This is a genomic window from Paenibacillus sp. GCM10027630, assembly GCF_042676305.1.
Classification (GTDB): Bacteria; Bacillota; Bacilli; order Paenibacillales; family NBRC-103111; genus Paenibacillus_S.
In genome coordinates this window covers 25173-43410 of record NZ_JBHTGY010000059.1, presented here as the reverse complement: position 1 = coordinate 43410, position 18238 = coordinate 25173, and the positions used below count along the sequence as shown (strand labels likewise).

The 18238-nt window shown below is 47.4% G+C and carries 14 protein-coding genes; all 14 read left to right on the top strand.

Features of this window, described 5'->3' with window-relative positions; genetic code table 11:
• The first annotated feature begins 19 nt into the window (after window positions 1–19).
• A complete protein-coding gene (locus ACFQ0C_RS29890) occupies window positions 20–1003 on the top strand; it encodes an aldo/keto reductase (RefSeq protein WP_379372192.1) in 984 nt (327 codons plus the stop codon).
• 208 nt (window positions 1004–1211) lie between these two features.
• Window positions 1212–1895 carry an MgtC/SapB family protein gene (locus ACFQ0C_RS29885; RefSeq protein WP_258214889.1) on the top strand — a complete coding sequence of 228 codons (684 nt, stop codon included), beginning with the start codon at window positions 1212–1214 and terminating at the stop codon, window positions 1893–1895.
• Window positions 1896–1931: 36 nt separating this feature from the next.
• Window positions 1932–2939: a LacI family DNA-binding transcriptional regulator gene (locus tag ACFQ0C_RS29880; protein WP_379372189.1), complete on the top strand. Its 1008-nt coding sequence runs from the start codon at window positions 1932–1934 to the stop codon at window positions 2937–2939.
• A 1325-nt stretch (window positions 2940–4264) separates the two neighbouring features.
• Complete coding sequence (gene iolD / locus ACFQ0C_RS29875; protein WP_379372187.1) at window positions 4265–6127, top strand: 3D-(3,5/4)-trihydroxycyclohexane-1,2-dione acylhydrolase (decyclizing); 1863 nt, start codon at window positions 4265–4267, stop codon at window positions 6125–6127.
• 48 nt (window positions 6128–6175) lie between these two features.
• Window positions 6176–7057 (top strand): myo-inosose-2 dehydratase, encoded by an 882-nt coding sequence (gene iolE, locus ACFQ0C_RS29870; RefSeq protein ID WP_379372185.1) that lies wholly within the window; start codon window positions 6176–6178, stop codon window positions 7055–7057.
• 81 nt (window positions 7058–7138) lie between these two features.
• Window positions 7139–8149 (top strand): inositol 2-dehydrogenase, encoded by a 1011-nt coding sequence (gene iolG / locus ACFQ0C_RS29865; protein WP_379372183.1) that lies wholly within the window; start codon window positions 7139–7141, stop codon window positions 8147–8149.
• Between the two features lie 25 nt (window positions 8150–8174).
• Window positions 8175–8999 carry a 5-deoxy-glucuronate isomerase gene (gene iolB, locus ACFQ0C_RS29860; protein WP_379372181.1) on the top strand — a complete coding sequence of 275 codons (825 nt, stop codon included), beginning with the start codon at window positions 8175–8177 and terminating at the stop codon, window positions 8997–8999.
• Window positions 9000–9056: 57 nt separating this feature from the next.
• On the top strand, window positions 9057–10052 hold the full coding sequence (gene iolC, locus ACFQ0C_RS29855) for a 5-dehydro-2-deoxygluconokinase (RefSeq protein WP_379372179.1): 996 nt from the start codon (window positions 9057–9059) through the stop codon (window positions 10050–10052).
• A gap of 50 nt (window positions 10053–10102) precedes the next feature.
• Window positions 10103–10948, top strand: a complete 846-nt coding sequence (locus tag ACFQ0C_RS29850; protein WP_379372177.1) for a class II fructose-bisphosphate aldolase — start codon at window positions 10103–10105, stop codon at window positions 10946–10948.
• Complete coding sequence (locus ACFQ0C_RS29845; protein WP_379372176.1) at window positions 10945–12393, top strand: CoA-acylating methylmalonate-semialdehyde dehydrogenase; 1449 nt, start codon at window positions 10945–10947, stop codon at window positions 12391–12393. Before ACFQ0C_RS29850 ends, ACFQ0C_RS29845 begins: the two co-directional genes overlap by 4 nt.
• 109 nt (window positions 12394–12502) lie before the next feature.
• Window positions 12503–13537, top strand: a complete 1035-nt coding sequence (locus ACFQ0C_RS29840) for a zinc-dependent alcohol dehydrogenase (RefSeq protein ID WP_379372175.1) — start codon at window positions 12503–12505, stop codon at window positions 13535–13537.
• A gap of 673 nt (window positions 13538–14210) precedes the next feature.
• The gene (locus tag ACFQ0C_RS29835) at window positions 14211–16577 is read left to right on the top strand and encodes a glycoside hydrolase family 95 protein (protein WP_379372173.1); all 2367 of its coding nucleotides are present in this window, start codon (window positions 14211–14213) and stop codon (window positions 16575–16577) included.
• A 161-nt stretch (window positions 16578–16738) separates the two neighbouring features.
• Window positions 16739–17755, top strand: a complete 1017-nt coding sequence (locus ACFQ0C_RS29830; protein WP_379372171.1) for an HD-GYP domain-containing protein — start codon at window positions 16739–16741, stop codon at window positions 17753–17755.
• Between the two features lie 116 nt (window positions 17756–17871).
• A complete protein-coding gene (locus ACFQ0C_RS29825) occupies window positions 17872–18174 on the top strand; it encodes a hypothetical protein (protein WP_258214875.1) in 303 nt (100 codons plus the stop codon).
• The last annotated feature ends 64 nt before the right edge of the window (window positions 18175–18238 follow it).

The following is an 18238-nucleotide window of genomic DNA, read 5'->3' as shown; positions in this document are numbered from 1 at the left end:
ATATAAGGAGGAGCCATATATGAAATACAGACAATTGGGCTCGACAGAGCTATCGGTCAGCGAGGTTAGCTTCGGCACTTGGGCCATCGGAGGTTCATGGGGAAAGGTAGATGACAACGAATCGTTGTGTGCTTTGGAGCGTGCAATGGAGGCGGGCGTCAACTTTTTTGATACAGCAGATGTGTATGGGAGCGGTCATAGTGAAGAGCTGCTGGCAAAGGCAACTAAAGGAAAAGAAGACAATATTCATATTGCAACGAAATTTTGCCGTGCCGGCGATATTCATGATCCCGCCCTATATACGGAAAAATCAGTAAGAGCTTTCTGTGAGCAAAGCTTGAAGCGGCTGCAGCGCGAGCGTATTGATCTGTATCAAATCCATTGCCCACCGATTGAAATTTTACGTGACGGATCCGTGTTCAGTGTGCTTGATAAGCTGCAAGAGGAAGGTAAAATCAGGCATTACGGCGTTAGCGTGGAAAGTGTGGAGGAAGGCTTAGTATGCCTGGAGTCTCCTAATGTGAAGGCGCTGCAGGTGATTTATAACATTTTCAGACAAAAGCCGCAAGAGGAGTTATTCCCGAAAGCCAAAGAAAAGGGCGTTGGAATATTGGTGCGGCTGCCTTTAGCCAGCGGTTTGTTAACAGGGAAATTCAAGGAAGACGCGGTGTTTGAGGAAGAGGATCATCGCAATTATAACCAAAATGGTGACAGCTTTAATGTTGGAGAAACGTTTGCTGGTCTACCATTCAAGAAAGGCGTTGCCTTGAGCCGCGAGCTTTCCTGGATTGCAGAGGGCAAAGGCAACATGACGCGTGCTGCCTTGCGTTGGATATTGGATAACCCGAATATTACATGTGTTATTCCTGGGTTTAAGAATGTGGCTCAGATTGAGGACAATCTGGGAGTGCTGGACACAGCATCCTTTAGCTCTACAGAACATGAGAGGCTGCGGGCATTTTATGAACAAGAAGTGCACGCCTATATCCGTGGCTCTTATTAATTGGCTTGGTTCGTCAGTTTTTAAAGTAAGGCTAAAGTATGGGGCTGTCTCAAATGGGACAGTCCTTTATTTTTTCTAGGTTAACAAATCTAACATTGTTGCTTAAAGGGATTGCTAAGTGGGTTGCTATCCTCTATACTAAGCAAAAAAAAGAACTTGAGCTTAAGCGCTTTACATGGGATGAGAGAGAGAAGAGGTGTTGCAGTAAATGATGTATGATGTTGTTTTTAAATTATGTATGTCGCTGTTTCTGGGATTTCTGATCGGTATAGACCGTCAGTTGAAGCATAAGCCTTTAGGAATGAAAACGAGCATGGTTATTTCAGTAGCGAGCTGCTTGATTACCATTGTGTCGATTGAAGCGGCGCACAAATACGCAATTTCCGGGCAAAACAATATGGATCCGCTGCGGCTTGCTGCCCAAATCGTAAGTGGAGTCGGTTTTATCGGGGCTGGTGTTATATTAAGAAGGCAGAACGATGTGATCTCAGGATTGACAACCGCTGCCATGGTTTGGGCTGCATCAGCGCTTGGTATCGCATCGGGAGCTGGGTTTTATTTTGAAGCTTCGATCGCGGTGATTCTGATTATTGTAGCTGTCAATTTGTTCCCCATGTTTATTAAGCTGTTTGGTCCGAATAAATTGAATGAGCGTGACCTTTCTCTAAATGTAGTAGTGGAGCATATCGATGGGATGACAGCGCTTATTGAACAGCTTCAAAGCGATTCGATGCGGGTGAAACACAGTAAGGTTAAAGATGTGGCTGATAATCATCAGCAAATTGAGTTGATTATCTCAGCATCAAGTAAAATTCCAATTACCGAGATTTATCATAAAATAAGACATCTGCAGCATGTATTGACCGTAGAGGTGGAAAATATTAGTGCTTAAGTCAGCAGGACAACAGAAAGGAGCCCCAAGCTTGTTATGAAACGTACCATATATGATGTAGCTGATGCCGCCGGGGTCTCGATTGCGACAGTATCCAAAGTAATTAACGGAACAGGGCGTATTAGTGATAAAACTCGCAAGCATGTTGTTGCCGTTATGGATCGGCTGCAGTATAAACCAAGTATGGTTGCTTCCGCATTAACGGGGAAAAGCACATACACAATAGGACTTACTATTCCTGATCTGGCCAATCCGTACTTTGCGGAAATTGCCCGGGCTGTTGAAGACCGCGGCCATGAGCACGGATTTAATTTGTTTATTTGCAGCACGGACAATGATCCGGAGAAGGAAGACAGGTATTTTTCTTTACTTACTCAAAAAAGAGTGGACGGCATTATTGTAGCTACCCGCACCTCTAAAGAGCTATTCTTGAAACAGCTGGTTCAAAAAAAGGTGCCGATAGTTTTAATAGCCGGTGAGATGCCAGCACTTGCCTTAGATACAGTTATGGTAGACGATTACCTTGGTGGCTATCAGGCTGGATCGCATTTGGTGGAATTAGGGCATCGACGAATCGCCATATTGGCTGAAGATTTGGATCATATCAGCAATCAGGAGCGCATCAGGGGCTGTCTCCAGGCCATGCGAGATCAAGGTGTCGCCATTGATGACAGTCTGGTTAAGGTTGGTGGCTTTACCCTGGACAACGGGAGAACAGCGGCTACATCCTTGTTGAACGGCTCCGAGCCGCCAACGGCACTGTTTGCCTGCAATGATCTATTGGCTATTGCAAGCATTCAAGCTGCTCGAGAGCAGGGGCTTAAGGTTCCTGATCATTTATCAGTGGTTGGGTTTGACAATACGATCTTGGCTACGATGATTGATCCTTCCCTCACAACAGTTGCCCAACCAATACAGGAGATCGGAAGGCAAGCCGTCGATCTGCTTATTCAGGAAATACGCAACGAGAAATCAATCAAGCAGCGGGCAGTGCTGCTGCCCGAGCTGATAATAAGACAATCCTCTGCGGCTATCGAGCCTTAGCAAGCGCTTCTTGTACCGATTAACAATCGGGCAAGAAGCTTTTTTTTAGACTTAGCGCGCCTAGCCAAGCTAGGCACAACTAATTGATGAAAGTTCAAGCACTTTACAGCACTAAAGTGAGGTACCCTTTCTAAGTTTGCCGAGGGTACTCTATTTATCTCGCAAGACAAGCTGCCTATAAGGTTGAAATGTATCCTCAATGAAAGAATTTCGATCGGAAAGCTTTTCGAAGGAATGAAGAATGATTGAGTGACTTGCCTAACTTGTTTAGATTAGAGCTACATTCGATCTACATTAGAGCTATATTAGAGCTATATTAGAGCTACATCAGAGCTTAAGAGCTTTAATGCACCCCATGATCAGGGGGGATTTTTATAGGGATAGCGGCGATGGGCCGAGGAGGATTTTGTACGGAACGGAAAGTTCCGTTATTCCGTCTGCCGCCGCCAATCTGGTGCGATAGCGGAAGCGGGAATTCCGTTATGTTGGTCAGATTGGAGCATTTATGCACAAAACAGAGCAATAACGGAACTGGCTGTTCCCGTATCACTCTGATTTTTGGACTTTTCAGGTGATAAAGGAACAATTACTTCCGCATTATCCTTCACTTCCGTGGATGCAGTACTGGCGAGTTGTTTAAGGTTATGTGTATGTGGATCTCTTCGCTAAAAGTATATGTACGTACATCGAACACTGCAGAGGAGTTTATGGCTATCAATAACGGCGGACGGATGGTCGACTCTATATACGGTAAAGGGGAAGTCTCTCTTTTGCGGGGAAGGGAATATGATGATGAACATTTTCATCCATCATAGGCTTTGTCTTTGGATCCATCTGACATGAATGCCGCTGACTAACGGAACGTCGATGCTCTATTGTTTGAAAACTAGTCCCATTTCATGATGTCGAGGAACTACGATACGTTATTCCGTCTTAGATAGGCTGAAATGCCCTATTTATTAACAAATAAGAGATCCTAGTTCCGTTCAACTTGAATAATACCGTTAAAACAATAAAATAGCGCACCCTACTTCCGTCTAAGCGAGTGATTGGCAGTTCGCTCCGCTAAAGGGGATGAAGGCATGCCACCGCTTTAGCTTTGAAGGTACATAGGGAATATACAACAATGGGAAATAGGGCAAGGAATACCGGAATGATGATCAAATAAGCTTAGAAGTGAAAATATTTGATTGACACGAATACTACTGAGTATGCTATAATTTCCTCATAAGGGAAAGCGCTTAACCAGTTTCTTTCCTTTGACGTAATTTATCACTTTTTGTACCAATATAAATAACTAATCAAGTTATGACAGGAGTGAGAAAATGGCAACAATCCGTTTAACAATGGCACAGGCACTGTTAAAGTTTTTGAATAATCAATATGTTGAATTTGATGGACAGGAATACAAATGCTTTAAGGGTGTTATGGGTATTTTCGGTCATGGCAACGTGACAGGCATAGGGCAAGCGCTAGAGCAGTACAAGAATGAAATTTTATTTATTCAAGGGAAAAATGAGCAAGGAATGGCCAATGCAGCTATGGCTTTTGCCAAGCAAAAAAACAGGCTCGAAATGTTCGCATGCACCTCATCAATAGGCCCTGGAGCCTTGAACATGGTAACGGCAGCAGGGACAGCAACGGTAAACCGGATTCCATTGCTATTGCTTCCAGGCGATACGTTTGCTAGCCGCCAGCCGGACCCGGTACTGCAGCAAATCGAATATCCTCTCGATTATACAGTGACAGCTAACGATGCTTTCAAGCCGGTAAGTAAATTCTGGGATCGGATAGTAAGACCCGAGCAGCTTATGTCATCTGTGATGCAAGCCATGCGTGTGCTGACAGACCCTGCCGATACGGGGGCAGTAACCTTGTCTCTTCCGCAGGATGTGCAGTGCGAGGCTTACGATTACCCAGCCGAGTTCTTTAGTAAGCGCGTACATCGCATTGACCGTAAACCAGCAGCGACCGCTTCCATCGAACGGGCTGCAGCTATTATTTCTACCAAAAAGCGTCCCGTACTGCTATGTGGCGGAGGCGTTCACTATTCTCTGGCAACTGAAGAGGTTGTGCGATTCGCGGAGCAGTTCGGCATTCCTGTAGTAGAAACTCAAGCCGGCAAAAGTGCGATTTCTTGGGAGCACCCGTTGGCCTTTGGCGGCGTTGGAGTAACCGGTACGCTAGGAGCGAACCGACTGGCAGCAGAAGCAGACTTATTGCTATGCGTTGGTACACGGCTCGCGGATTTCTCAACGGCTTCCAAATCGGCCTTTCATCCAGAGGCAGCGGTAGTACATATCAATGTGAGCCCGATGGATGCTTTCAAGCTGGAAGGCGCAGCTATAGTGGCTGATGCACAGGCTGGACTGCAAGCGTTGTCGCAAGAGCTGGCACAGCGTAATTATCATGCTTCTTACGAAGCTGAAATGCTCTCAGGGCTGAAATCGCAATGGGATGCTGAAGTAGAACGTTTATACAATATCGACATGGAGCAAGGGCTTGCACAAACTCGTGTGTTAGGTGAAATTAATGGATTCATCGGTCCTCAGGATGTAATTGTATGTGCAGCAGGCAGCTTACCGGGGGATCTTCACCGCGTATGGAGAACGACTCAGCCGAAGACATACCATATGGAATACGGTTTTTCGTGTATGGGTTACGAGGTTTCCGGCGCGTTTGGCGTGAAGCTAGCTGATCCGGCTGGTGAAGTGTACGCGATGGTTGGAGACGGAAGCTACTTAATGCTGCATTCCGAGCTTGTTACGAGTGTGCAGGAAGGTCGCAAAATTACTATCCTTCTCTTCGATAATCATGGCTTTCAATGTATTCACAACTTGCAAAGAGGACAAGGCGGAGGAAGCTTCGGAAATGAATTCCGTGGCCGCAGTGCAGAGTCATCTCAATTGAACGGTGATTATATGAAGATTGATTTTGCCGCTCACGCCCGCAGCTTAGGGGCTGCATCCTACTCTGCACGCACTGTGGAAGAACTGCGCGAAGCGCTTGCCAGCGCCAAAGCGGAGGCAGGAACGACCTTAATAGACATCAAGGTGCTTCCCGGAACCAATACGGATGGGTATGAGTCATGGTGGCATGTTGGAGTGGCCGAGGTTTCAGAATCGGATAGCGTCCAGGCAGCGCACGAGAGCATGAAGCGGAAGAAAGAAACAGCCAAAGCATGGTAAACAAATAGCTGCAAGTTAACTTATGAATGGATAATAGGAGGCCAATCCATGAAAATCAAGTACGGCATATCCGCTATCAATTGGGTGAATGAAGATATTATGGCGCTTGGAGATCATTACACGGCAGAGCAGGTATTGTCCCAAATGTCTGAGCTGGGTTTTGTTGGAACGGAGTTTTGCCGCAAATTCCCGCGTGATACCGAGGCTTTGAAAAAACTGCTGGACAGCTATGGAATGGAGCTAACGTCGCAATGGAAGTCGGTGCATTTTAGCGACAAGTCCCGGCACGCTGAAGAATTGCAAGCGTTTCGCGAGCATGCTGATTTTTTGCATGAGATGGGCTGCAAGCATGTCGTTACCTGCGAAACCGGCAATGCATTTGAAGATTTAAACAAGAACAGCGTTCATATCGAGCCTCTGACGGATGAACAATGGAGCAATATGGTAGAAGGACTTCATGAGGCGGGCCGTTACTGCAAGCAGCTGGGAATGAAGCTGGTCTACCATTACCATGGGGAAACCGTTGTAGAGAGCGGGGAAGAGATCAAACGATTGATGGATTCTACCGACCCTGAATTGGTTCATATGCTGTACGATACGGGTCATGCCTATTTTGGAGGGAGCGATCCGCTCGAGATTTTACAGACCTATTACGATCGCATTCCCTATATTCACCTGAAGGATGTCCGTAAGGATGTGCTTGAATGGAAGCAGGCTGAGGGTGTTCGTTTCCGTGAGGCGGTACGCAAAGGAATATTTACTGTACCGGGTGATGGGGTTATCGACTTCGCTCCGATCTATGAAGAATTGGCCAAACGCGGCTATGAAGGCTGGGTCACTATCGAGGCCGAGCAGGATCCTGCTATCGCAGAGCCTGTAGAGTATGCGCGTATAGCTAAGCAATATATTGCAGAGATCACTCCTGCTTAAGCAGAATGTTCAATTAAGTTGACTTTTTGTACGTTTACTTTTAATGAATTCCATCTTTAATTTGAAAGAGGTTCAGCACTTATGACTAAAATAAAAATTGGCATTATCGGCGTTGGCCGAATTGGAAAGCTGCATGCAGGACATATCGCCCGTCATCCGCAGGCTGAGCTGCACATTGTTTCGGATGTGATGATTTCGGACTCTCTTAAGGAGTGGGCTGCAGAGCTAGGCATACCCCATGTTTCCGCCGATTATCGTGATGTATTGCAGGATCCGGAAGTTCAAGCGGTTTACATTTGTTCCTCAACACATACCCATGTTCCTTTAATAGAAGAAGCGGCAAAGGCAGGCAAGCACATTTTCTGCGAAAAACCGATCAGCATGGATTATTTACAGACTCAGCAAGCTTTGGAGACGGTTAAAGAGCATGGTGTATTGCTGCAAACCGGTTTTAACAGACGATTCGACCATAACTTCAAGCGGGTCCGTGATTGCGTACTCGAAGGTCAGATCGGAGATCCTCATCTGATCAAAATTACTTCACGTGATCCCGCTCCGCCTCCGGCAGACTATATCAAAGTATCCGGCGGGTTGTTTATGGATATGGCAATCCATGACTTTGATATGGCTCGTTTTGTAGCGAACAGCGAGGTTGAAGAAGTATACGCACAGGGAGCGGTCTTGGTCGATCCTGTGATCGGGGAGCTCGGTGATATCGATACGGCGATAACAACGTTGAAGTTTGCTAACGGAGCATTGGGTGTAATCGATAACAGCCGTCAGGCTGTCTACGGCTATGACCAGCGAGTAGAGGTATTTGGCTCGAAGGGCTGCATTCAAATAGCTAATGATCATCCGAATACGGCAGAAATCAGCACGAAGGATGCCGTATATCGTGACAATCCCAAATACTTTTTCCTGGAACGGTATGAGCAAGCGTATGCGGAGGAAACTTTGGCATTTCTTCACGCCATAGTGAATGGTACGAAGGTGCCGGTTGACGGCAACGATGCATTGCAAGCTGAGCGTATTGCCGCGGCGGCGAAACGTTCCCTGTTGGAAGGCAGACCGGTTAAGCTGGAAGAAATCTAGGAAGTATAAGGAGGAATAGTCAACCATGGCAAAATCCGAACTGATCGTATCAAGCGCGCCAGAGCCGGAAGCTAACGGCAATATAGTAACCGTGACTCCGGCTTCCGCGGGATGGACTTATGTTGGTTTTGAAGTGTTCAAGCTAACACCTGGGCAATCGTTTAAAAGGCAAGCAGGAGATTCAACAGAGCTTTGCGCGGTGCTTCTGAGTGGTAAAGCAAACGCAGCGGCAGGCGAAAATAGCTGGAATGAAATCGGCGACCGGATGAGCGTGTTTGAGCAAAAGCAGCCCTATAGCATCTACGTTCCACCAGGCGTTGAGCTTGAGCTTGAAGCAGTGACGGCTGTGGAACTAGCCATATGCAGCGCACCGGCCAAGGGTGAGCTGGAAGCAAGGCTAATTGCTCCTGAAGATATTGAGGTTGAGATTCGTGGGCAAGGCAATACGGAGCGGAGAATTCATCAGATTTTGCCTGAAAATAAGCCCGCAGAGAGCCTGCTAGTAGTTGAGGTGTTTACACCGAACGGCCACTGGTCCAGCTACCCTCCGCATAAGCATGATGAGAACAATTTACCTGAGGAATCCTATCTGGAGGAAACCTACTATCATAAAATACAGCCTGAGCATGGTTTTGCCATCCAGCGTGTTTATACCGATGATCGTTCGTTGGATGAAACATTGATTTTAAGTAACGGTGATACGGTGCTCGTTCCAAAAGGCTACCACCCCGTCTCAGCTCCGCCCGGATATGATGTATATTACTTGAATGTTATGGCCGGACCGATCCGTACCTGGAAGTTTCATAACGATCCGGATCATGAGTGGATTATGAAGCAGTGGAAGAAGTAACTACGTCTGTACTCACTTTTGCATCTATCATGTCATGGAAGGGGACTCTTATCTCTTATGAGCCTATTATCTTTTGAACCAAATCGCACCGTTGATTTCATTGGTTTAGGCCGCTTATGCATCGATTTGAACGCTAATGAAATTCATCGACCTATGGAAGAAACCCGCACTTTTACCAAATATGTCGGAGGCTCTCCGGCTAACATTACTATCGCAATGGCCCGTTTGGGTATGAAGACAGGCTTTATTGGCCGCGTATCGGATGATCAGCACGGTCGTTTTATTACGGGATATTTGGAAAAAGAGGGCATCGACACCTCAAGTGTTATTACTGACCGTTCGGGCAGTGTAACGGGGTTGGCTTTTACCGAGATTTTATCACCGACCGAGTGCAGTATTCTGATGTATCGCGATAATGTGGCAGACTTCAAGCTGGAGCCAGGCGACGTATCCGAGGACTATATAAAAAGCGCCAAATCCATACTGATTTCCGGTACCGCTCTTGCCAAAAGTCCGTCCAGAGAAGCTGCGTTTAAAGCCATAGATCTGGCAAGAAAGCATAATGTAGTTGTGTTTTTCGATATTGATTACCGTCCTTATAGCTGGACAACGCGTGAGGAAGCGGGCGTGTACTGCGGACTTGTTGCTGAGAAGAGCGATGTCATCTTAGGCGGTAGAGAAGAGTTTGACTTGATGGAGGCTGTTCATGGGCCATTGCAGCATAATGATCAAGCAACCGCGCAAAAATGGTTCAGCCACCATGCCCAAATTGTGCTGGTGAAACACGGCGGAGATGGCTCTGTAGCGTTTACGAAGGATGGACGGGTGCTGACGGGCAGAACGTTCCCTGCCAATGTCGTCAAAACCTTTGGTGCAGGCGATTCGTTCGCCGGTGCATTTATTTACGGCATTATGCATGGTTGGGAGGTCGATCGCAGCCAAGAGTTCGGAAGCGCGTCTGCTTCGATCGTCGTATCAAGCCACAGCTGTTCGGATGCCATGCCAACTGTCGAGCAAATTCAAGCAATCATTGACGCGAATCCAGCAAAATAAGTATACGGCTGTAAGCAAGCGTTGAATGAAGGGAAAGGGAGAATACCATCATGCTAGTTACGTTAAAAGAAATCGTAGACCGTGCTGCGGACAGCGATTATGCTATACCCGGCTTCAATGTTTACGGTTATGAGGATATATTGCCGGTTATAAGGGCAGCAGAGGAGCTTGGAGCTCCGGTTATTATCGCTGCGAACCTGCCGGCATTGAAGCATATGCCTTTGGCTTATTTGGCTCCGCAGATGCTGGTGGCCGCGCGGAACGCATCCGTACCGGTATGCGTTCATCTGGATCACGGCAAGGATTTGCAATCCTGCATGGACGCTATCAGCCATGGCTTCAGCTCGGTAATGTATGACGGCTCGCAGCTGTCGCTTGAGGATAACATCCGAACTACCAAGGAAATTGCCGATTATGCTCATGCTCATGGCGTATCCGTAGAAGCGGAAATAGGATCTGTCGGCTACACCGACCCATCCATCGCAATGAAGCACATCCTCTCTAATCCGGAGGAAGTTGAGATTTTCGTGCGTGAAACGGGGATTGACGCCGTAGCCGTGTCCGTTGGAACGGTGCATCGGATGGAAACACAAGGAGCGAGCATTGATTTTGAACTGCTGCAGCGGATTCAAGACCGTGTCACAGTGCCGCTCGTTATTCATGGATCGAGCGGGGTACCGGATCCTGATTTGGAGAAGCTCGTTAAGACTAGAGTTGGCAAAATCAACATCGGAACCGCACTGCGTATGGCTTTTGGACATACCATGCGGGCAGAAATGGAAAAAAATCCGAAGGCATTTGATCGGGTTAGCCTGTTTCAAGAGCCAATGGCGGCAGTGGAAGCAACAGCTAAACAGAAATTGATTATTATGGGATGCAGGGGGAGAGGGCAATGACAATACCAACATTGAGAAATTTTATCGGCGGCGAGTGGGTTGAAGCCGCTTCCGCACATACAGACGCTGTACCGAATCCGGCTACAGGCGAGACAATTGCCAGAGTGCCGCATTCTTCGAAGGAAGATGTGGATCGTGCTGTCGTTGCAGCCAAAGCTGCTTTTCAAGAATGGAAGCTGGTACCCGTTCCTCGACGTGCCAGAATTTTGTTCAAATACCAGCAGCTGCTGGTCGATCATTGGCAGGAGCTGGCTGAGCTCGTAACTCGTGAAAACGGCAAAGCATTATCCGAAGCACAAGGCGAAGTTTTGCGCGGTATTGAATGCGTTGAGTTCGCTGCCGGGGCACCGACGCTCATGATGGGCAGCACGCTGCCGGATATCGCAACAGGACTTGAGTCCAACTTCCACCGTTATCCAATCGGGGTAGTAGGCGGCATTACGCCGTTTAACTTCCCGATGATGGTGCCGTGTTGGATGTTCCCGCTTGCTATTGCCTGCGGCAACTCGTTCGTGCTGAAGCCTTCGGAGCGTACGCCAATGCTTGCCAACCGTTTGGCGGAGCTGTTCGCGGAAGCAGGATTGCCAGCAGGCGTGTTGAACATCGTACATGGAGCTCATGATGTCGTTAACGGCTTGCTGGAGCATCACGATGTCAGTGCGATTTCATTCGTTGGCTCGCAGCCGGTTGCAGAATATGTGTACAAAACTGCAGCTGCCAACAGTAAAAGAGTGCAAGCACTCGCTGGCGCCAAAAACCATTCAATCGTACTTCCGGATGCTAATCTGGATCTTACGGTTAAAGAGATCGTTAATGCTGCTTTCGGATCTGCGGGTGAGCGCTGCATGGCTACTTCCGTTGTTGTTGCTGTAGGTTCTGTTGGAGACGAGCTGGTTGACAGGCTGGTCGAAGCGGCCAAAGCTATTTCCATCGGTAATGGAATGGACGAAGGTGTATTCCTCGGTCCTGTTATCCGCGATACCCACAAAGCCCGTACCCTTGGCTACATCGAAAGCGGTGAACAAGAAGGCGCTAAGCTTGCTTTGGATGGACGGAATGTGGCAGCTGCAGAAGGAGCCGGTTATTTTGTCGGACCTACTGTATTTGATGAGGTAAAAGAGAATATGAAAATTTGGAGCGATGAAATTTTTGCCCCTGTCCTGTCGGTAATTCGTGCGGAAAGCTTGGACGAAGCTATTGCTATCGCCAATCGTTCGGAATTTGCTAATGGCGGCTGCTTGTATACGGACAGCGCCAAGGCGATCCGACATTACCGCGATAATATCGATGCAGGGATGCTGGGCATTAATGTCGGTGTTCCCGCACCTATGGCGTTCTTCCCTTTCTCAGGCTACAAAAAGTCATTCTACGGCGACCTGCATGCCAATGGTAAAGACGGCGTAGAGTTTTATACACGCAAGAAAATGGTTGTTGCCCGTTATTAAATAGAAATACTCAAACTATCCAATGGAAGCGTGGAATAACCTCTAAACAGTTATTCTGCGCTTCCTTGCATCCTAAGCATCTAGGTTTCCCTGAGAGGAGAAAGAACGGATGAAAGCTCTTGTCAAAACAGAGCCAGGGCCGGGTCATGTCGAGTTAATCGACGTACTTGAACCGAGCTGCGGTGACCACGATGTCAAAATCGAGGTTAAGTTCACAGGTATTTGCGGTACAGATCTGCATGTTCTGCATGATTCATTCAAGAATTATCCCCCGGTCATTCTGGGGCATGAATTTTCGGGTGTAATTGCCGAAATAGGAGCTGCTGTAAGCAATATAAGCGTAGGAGACCGTGTAGCCGTTAATCCTTCTACGGCGGTTACCTGCGGCAATTGCGACTATTGCCGGCAGGGGTATTATATGTTTTGCCCGATCCGTCGCGGGATGGGGCATGGAGTGAACGGAGCGTTTACGAAGTACGCTGTGGTGCGGGACGATCAGGTGCATAAGCTGCCTAATGACGTTACTATGGAGGAGGCTGCGTTAGCCGAACCGCTGGCCTGCGCTGTGCAGGCAGTGGAGGAGCTGACGGACATCCACCTCGGCGATACGGTTCTGCTGTCCGGGCCGGGTCCCATAGGCACGCTTTGCCTTCTGCTGCTCGCTGCCAAAGGCTGCAAAGTGATCGTCGCCGGAACGACGCAGGACCGTCTGCGTCTGGATATGGCGATGCAGCTGGGGGCGGCGCTGACCGTGGACGTGCTGCAGGAGAATCTGCAGGAGGTCATTCAGCGCGAGACGGCCGGCCGTGGAGTCGATGTAGCGATGGAATGTGCCGGCGTCGAAGCTTCCGTAGCGGCCTGCCTTCAGGCAGTGAAGCGGCGTGGGCGGTACGTTCAGGTAGGTATCCTGGGCAAGGAGATTCGCCTGGCCTTTGATACAATCCTGTATAAGCAGCTGCAAGTGGTTGGATCTCTCGCTCACTCGATGCAAACCTGGAGCCGTACGCTTCAGCTGCTGCGACAGCGCAGGCTGCCCCTGCTGCGAACGGTCACGCATACGATTCCTTTAAGTCAATGGAGAGAGGGCTTCGACATTTGTGAAATGAAGCGAGGTTTGAAGGTACTTCTGACTTATGATGAGTAAGTGTGTTAATGGTTATTTACAGCAGTGAACAAGATAACAGAGGAAAGGAGGCAAGATGCGAGGGTGAGCCCCTTACACTTCAATCCTTTCCTCTGTTTTCTTTATAAAGCAGGTAAAATCCCATTATCAGATCCTTTCATGAAAGAAGCTTTGCGTTCAAGAAAGGACGAAGAGGATCGAGATGCTTAGAAATAAAGTCGTCATTGATACAAATATCTGGCTATATGTTGTTGCAGGCATACCTAGTGCAGTGCAATACTTAATCCAGTTAGTGGAACAGCAAGACACGGACATATTGTACGCAGCTGTGACCTACATCGAGATATATTCGTACCCTAATCTTGACGATGAAAAACGGAGAGCTTTTGAACAATTGCTTAGCGTAGGTAAAATTAGTGGAATTGAATGAGCATATTTGTTGTGTTGCCGCCGACATCGGTGGAGGTTTTTAAATATTCAGTTCATAACTTTGTTGGTGGCGGGGCGGGTTCTATGTCTGAACGGGAGCTGCCTTTAGTCGAAAACTGCATTTGTTATGTCGTAACATCTTACTATTATGCAAATATAAGTGAAAATACTGCATGGTATTCACAGATGAAAAGGGTAGAATAGATCAGATAAAGTGTGATTCATTAAATTTTATGCGGTTTTAACTGAAAGGAGCTTTTTTGTTATGTTCAGCAAGCAAACTCAAGCGGTGGACAACCGTCAAAATACTTTATGGTACGAGGGACCGGCGGGAAAATGGCAGGAAGCGCTGCCCATAGGTAATGGGCGTCTCGGAGGGATGGTTTTTGGAACCATAGCTCAAGAGAAAATTCAGCTGAATGAAGATTCGGTATGGTATGGGGGACCCAAACGGGCCAATAATTCTGAGGCCCTTCGCTACGTGCCTGAGATTCGGCGCCTTCTAGCCGAAGGCAAGCAGCAGGAAGCTGAGCATTTGAGCCGGATGGGCTTAATGTCCGCACCAAAATATTTACACCCCTATCAGCCTCTGGGTGATTTGTTGATCTATATGCTGGGCCATGAGCGTCAGCCCGAGGTTTACCATCGGGAGCTTGATTTGGAGACAGCTATAGTCAGCGTTACATACAGGCTTGACGGATTTGAATATAAACGCGAATATTTCAGCAGTGCAGTGGACCAAGTTCTAGCGGTCAGATTTACGACAAATAAACCGGGCGGTCTAACGTTCGGTGCTCATCTTATGAGGCGGCCCTTTGATGCCGGAACTAAGAAGCTGGCCGAGGATACCATTATGCTGCTGGGAGAATGCGGCACAGAGGGAGTTAAGTTTCGTGCGGGTCTGAAAGCAGTTGTTGAAGGAGGCAGCGTTCAAACAATCGGTGACTTTCTATCTATTGAAAGTGCAGACGCTGTAACATTGCTGCTTGCAGCTCAAACCACCTTCCGTTATGAAGATCCGGAGAAGGTATGTCTGGAGCAGCTGGCAGCAGCGGCACAAAAGCCTTATGAACAGCTTAAGCAAGCGCACATAGCAGATTACTCGGCTATGTTCGGCAGAGTACGACTGAAGCTGTCCGGGGCTGTAAAACAGGATGCAATCGCAGTCGCTTCATCTGAAGCGTTGGAAGCGGCTTTACCTAGATCTCTTCCCACGGATGCCCGTCTTAAACGTCTACAGGATAGCGATGGTGAAGACGATCTTGGTTTAGTACAGCTATACTTCAATTACGGCAGATATTTGCTGCTGTCATGCTCACGTCCGGGAAGTCTTGCAGCTACTTTGCAAGGGATTTGGAACGACAGCTACACTCCCCCATGGGAATCCAAATATACAATTAATATTAACACTCAAATGAATTATTGGCCTGCAGAGCTGTGCAATTTAACGGAATGTCATGAGCCTTTATTTGAGCTAATTGAGCGCATGCTTCCGAACGGCAGGCTGACGGCACAGGAAGTTTATGGCTGCAGCGGCTTTGTTGCTCATCATAATACGAATCTCTGGGGCGACACGCATGTCGAAGGCATTCTCGTAACCGCATCGATATGGCCATTAGGAGCGGCTTGGTTATCTCTTCATATGTGGGAGCATTACCGCTTCGGCCTGGATCAGCAATTCCTCTCCAAACGCGCATACCCGATAATGAAAGAAGCAGCCAGATTTCTGCTGGATTATATGGTGGAAGATGAGAAGGGGCGTTTAATTACAGGACCTTCCATATCTCCCGAAAATAAATTTATTTTACCCAATGGAATTACGGGGAATGTGTGTATGGGTCCGGCAATGGATCTGCAAATTGTACGGACTTTGTTTAATGCTTGTATCGAAGCAACGGACTTATTAAGCTGTGATCCATCATTCAGAGCGGAGTTGAGCAGCGCTTTGGAACGTATTCCAGGTATTGAAACGGGCAAGCATGGTCAAGTGATGGAATGGCTGGAGGATTACGAGGAGTACGATCCAGGGCATCGCCATATTTCCCAGCTGTTTGCGCTGCATCCGGGCGAGCAAATCGATGTGCGCCGCACACCGGAATTGGCTCTGGCAGCCAAACGCACACTCGAACGACGTCTTTCCCATGGGGGCGGGCATACTGGCTGGAGCAGGGCCTGGATTATTAATTTCTGGGCCAGATTAGCCGAAGGCAACCTTGCTTATGAGAATGTACGTCAGCTGCTGATCAAATCGACTTATCCGAATCTGTTGGACGCCCATCCTCCATTCCAAATCGATGGTAATCTCGGAGGCGCGGCCGGAATTGCAGAAATGCTGCTGCAATCGCATGGTGGAGTCATAGCTCTGCTTCCTGCGCTTCCTGAAGCTTGGGCGAACGGAAGCCTCGAAGGGCTTCGAGCCAGAGGAGGGTACGAGGTTGATCTTGAATGGCGCAATGGATCATTGCAGCAAGCATTTATTGAAGTTTCCAGCGCTGGGCAATGCCGAATCTATTCTGAAACTGAGCTTGCCGTTAGTCTTGGAGATGAGAAAGTAAATGCGGTGTTTGATGGATCAGTGCTCGAATTCGATGTGCAAAAAGGCGAAACCTACCGCCTTGTTCCAATCAATTAAGCGAAAAGTAAGATAAAATCAGAACTTTAGCAGAACCCTGTCGAACGGCTCTTTTTGACCTCGACAGGGTTGTTTTATTTTGTTATGTTTTACTTATATTAGCAATTATTTGCGCAGCATGATCTAATCTGGAGGACGAAAAAAACCTTGGGGGTGGATGTATGGCGCAGGTCAAGATCGGAGTTTCGATTAAAAAAGACATTTACAATCGGGTAGGGAACCTGTTGGTACCGGCGAATACGAAGCTAAAGGAAGAGGACATCCGCAGGCTGATGAATCATCGGGTTGATCTTAGAGAGATTGAGTATTGGGTCCAAAAAGATCATGAAGCCGTCCCCGATCCTGTTGCCCGTCTAATTGAAGATGCATCCAACCAAGTCAAAGAAATTTTCGAGGCGATTCGTTATGAAAACTCCATCCCATTAAAGCAGATTATGAAATCACTTGTACCTGGAATCCGAAAGGTGGCAGAGTCGGCTAATTTGTTTCGTTTACTCAGTGGGCTGCGGTCCAAGGATGATTATACTTACAAGCATAATATCGGAGTAGGTGTGTTAGCCACACTTATCGGCAAATGGATGAACCTGGATGAGAACGAATTATCTATGCTGATATTGGGTGCGACGCTGCATGATGTGGGTAAAATGAAAGTTTCGAATGAAATTTTACATAAGCCTGGGAAACTAACGGATACGGAGTACCGATTAATGAAAAGACATACCATCCTTGGCTACGAGATGCTAAAAAACATAGCCGGCACTCCTCACCGAGTTGCATTAATTGCCTTGCAGCATCATGAACGTGAGGACGGAAGCGGGTATCCCTTTGGAGTGAAAGCGGACAAGCTCGATGATCTCACCCAAATTGTCAGTATAGCCGATGTATTCCACGCAATGACCTCTCAAAGATCCTATCACGCGGCATCTTCATTATTTTCAGTTATCAGACAGATGCATTCCGATGTGTACGGCAAGTTTAACGCCAAAATTTTCTTTGTGTTTATGAACAGAATGATGGAGTCGATGGTCGGAAATGAAGCGCTGCTGACAGACGGAAGAAAAGGTACTATTGTCATGGCGAACCGTTTCGATCCAATCAGACCCTTGATGAAGGTAGACAGTTATTTTATTGATTTAAGCAAAGAACGATCTATTAACTTACAAGAAATCTTAGGTTAAGCTTCTAAGCGCTTTATTTAAAAATATGATGCGAAGTACTCAAGTTTGCAGGAATTTTGACATATTGTGTCGAATAGGGATAAAAGCATCAGTGAACCTGAGAGGGGATAAAATGTATGAAATATTCCATTTGCCAGTCCGTCAAAATTGTTGATATGAATGATGAGATTATCTCGGAGGTTCTGTTTGAGCACGGCGAGCATGAGCTTTCCGCTATTGCGGTAGGTTCATCTGTTATTACGTATCAATTGGGATTGCAGCAGTTTGAAGTCGTTCAGGACAAAAGAACCGGCAAGCAGCAGCGGAGTAAAATTGTTGATATTGAAATCGATCTGTTGGTAAAGCCTGCTACAACCCGTGCATATCTTGAGCCTGTCGTACTGATTATCGGTCAGCATGACGTTGGCGAGATAGTATAAAAATTTTAAAGTATTGAATTCCGGCTGTACGCTTATGCGTGCAGTCTCTTTTTTATGGGCCGGC

Excerpts from the sequence above, each read along its gene's own strand:
- ACFQ0C_RS29890 (WP_379372192.1), top strand. The coding sequence starts at position 20 with ATGAAATACAGACAATTGGGCTCGACAGAGCTATCGGTCAGCGAGGTT.
- ACFQ0C_RS29885 (WP_258214889.1), top strand. The coding sequence starts at position 1,212 with ATGATGTATGATGTTGTTTTTAAATTATGTATGTCGCTGTTTCTGGGA.
- ACFQ0C_RS29880 (WP_379372189.1), top strand. The coding sequence starts at position 1,932 with ATGAAACGTACCATATATGATGTAGCTGATGCCGCCGGGGTCTCGATT.
- iolD (WP_379372187.1), top strand. The coding sequence starts at position 4,265 with ATGGCAACAATCCGTTTAACAATGGCACAGGCACTGTTAAAGTTTTTG.
- iolE (WP_379372185.1), top strand. The coding sequence starts at position 6,176 with ATGAAAATCAAGTACGGCATATCCGCTATCAATTGGGTGAATGAAGAT.
- iolG (WP_379372183.1), top strand. The coding sequence starts at position 7,139 with ATGACTAAAATAAAAATTGGCATTATCGGCGTTGGCCGAATTGGAAAG.
- iolB (WP_379372181.1), top strand. The coding sequence starts at position 8,175 with ATGGCAAAATCCGAACTGATCGTATCAAGCGCGCCAGAGCCGGAAGCT.
- iolC (WP_379372179.1), top strand. The coding sequence starts at position 9,057 with ATGAGCCTATTATCTTTTGAACCAAATCGCACCGTTGATTTCATTGGT.
- ACFQ0C_RS29850 (WP_379372177.1), top strand. The coding sequence starts at position 10,103 with ATGCTAGTTACGTTAAAAGAAATCGTAGACCGTGCTGCGGACAGCGAT.
- ACFQ0C_RS29845 (WP_379372176.1), top strand. The coding sequence starts at position 10,945 with ATGACAATACCAACATTGAGAAATTTTATCGGCGGCGAGTGGGTTGAA.
- ACFQ0C_RS29840 (WP_379372175.1), top strand. The coding sequence starts at position 12,503 with ATGAAAGCTCTTGTCAAAACAGAGCCAGGGCCGGGTCATGTCGAGTTA.
- ACFQ0C_RS29835 (WP_379372173.1), top strand. The coding sequence starts at position 14,211 with ATGTTCAGCAAGCAAACTCAAGCGGTGGACAACCGTCAAAATACTTTA.
- ACFQ0C_RS29830 (WP_379372171.1), top strand. The coding sequence starts at position 16,739 with ATGGCGCAGGTCAAGATCGGAGTTTCGATTAAAAAAGACATTTACAAT.
- ACFQ0C_RS29825 (WP_258214875.1), top strand. The coding sequence starts at position 17,872 with ATGAAATATTCCATTTGCCAGTCCGTCAAAATTGTTGATATGAATGAT.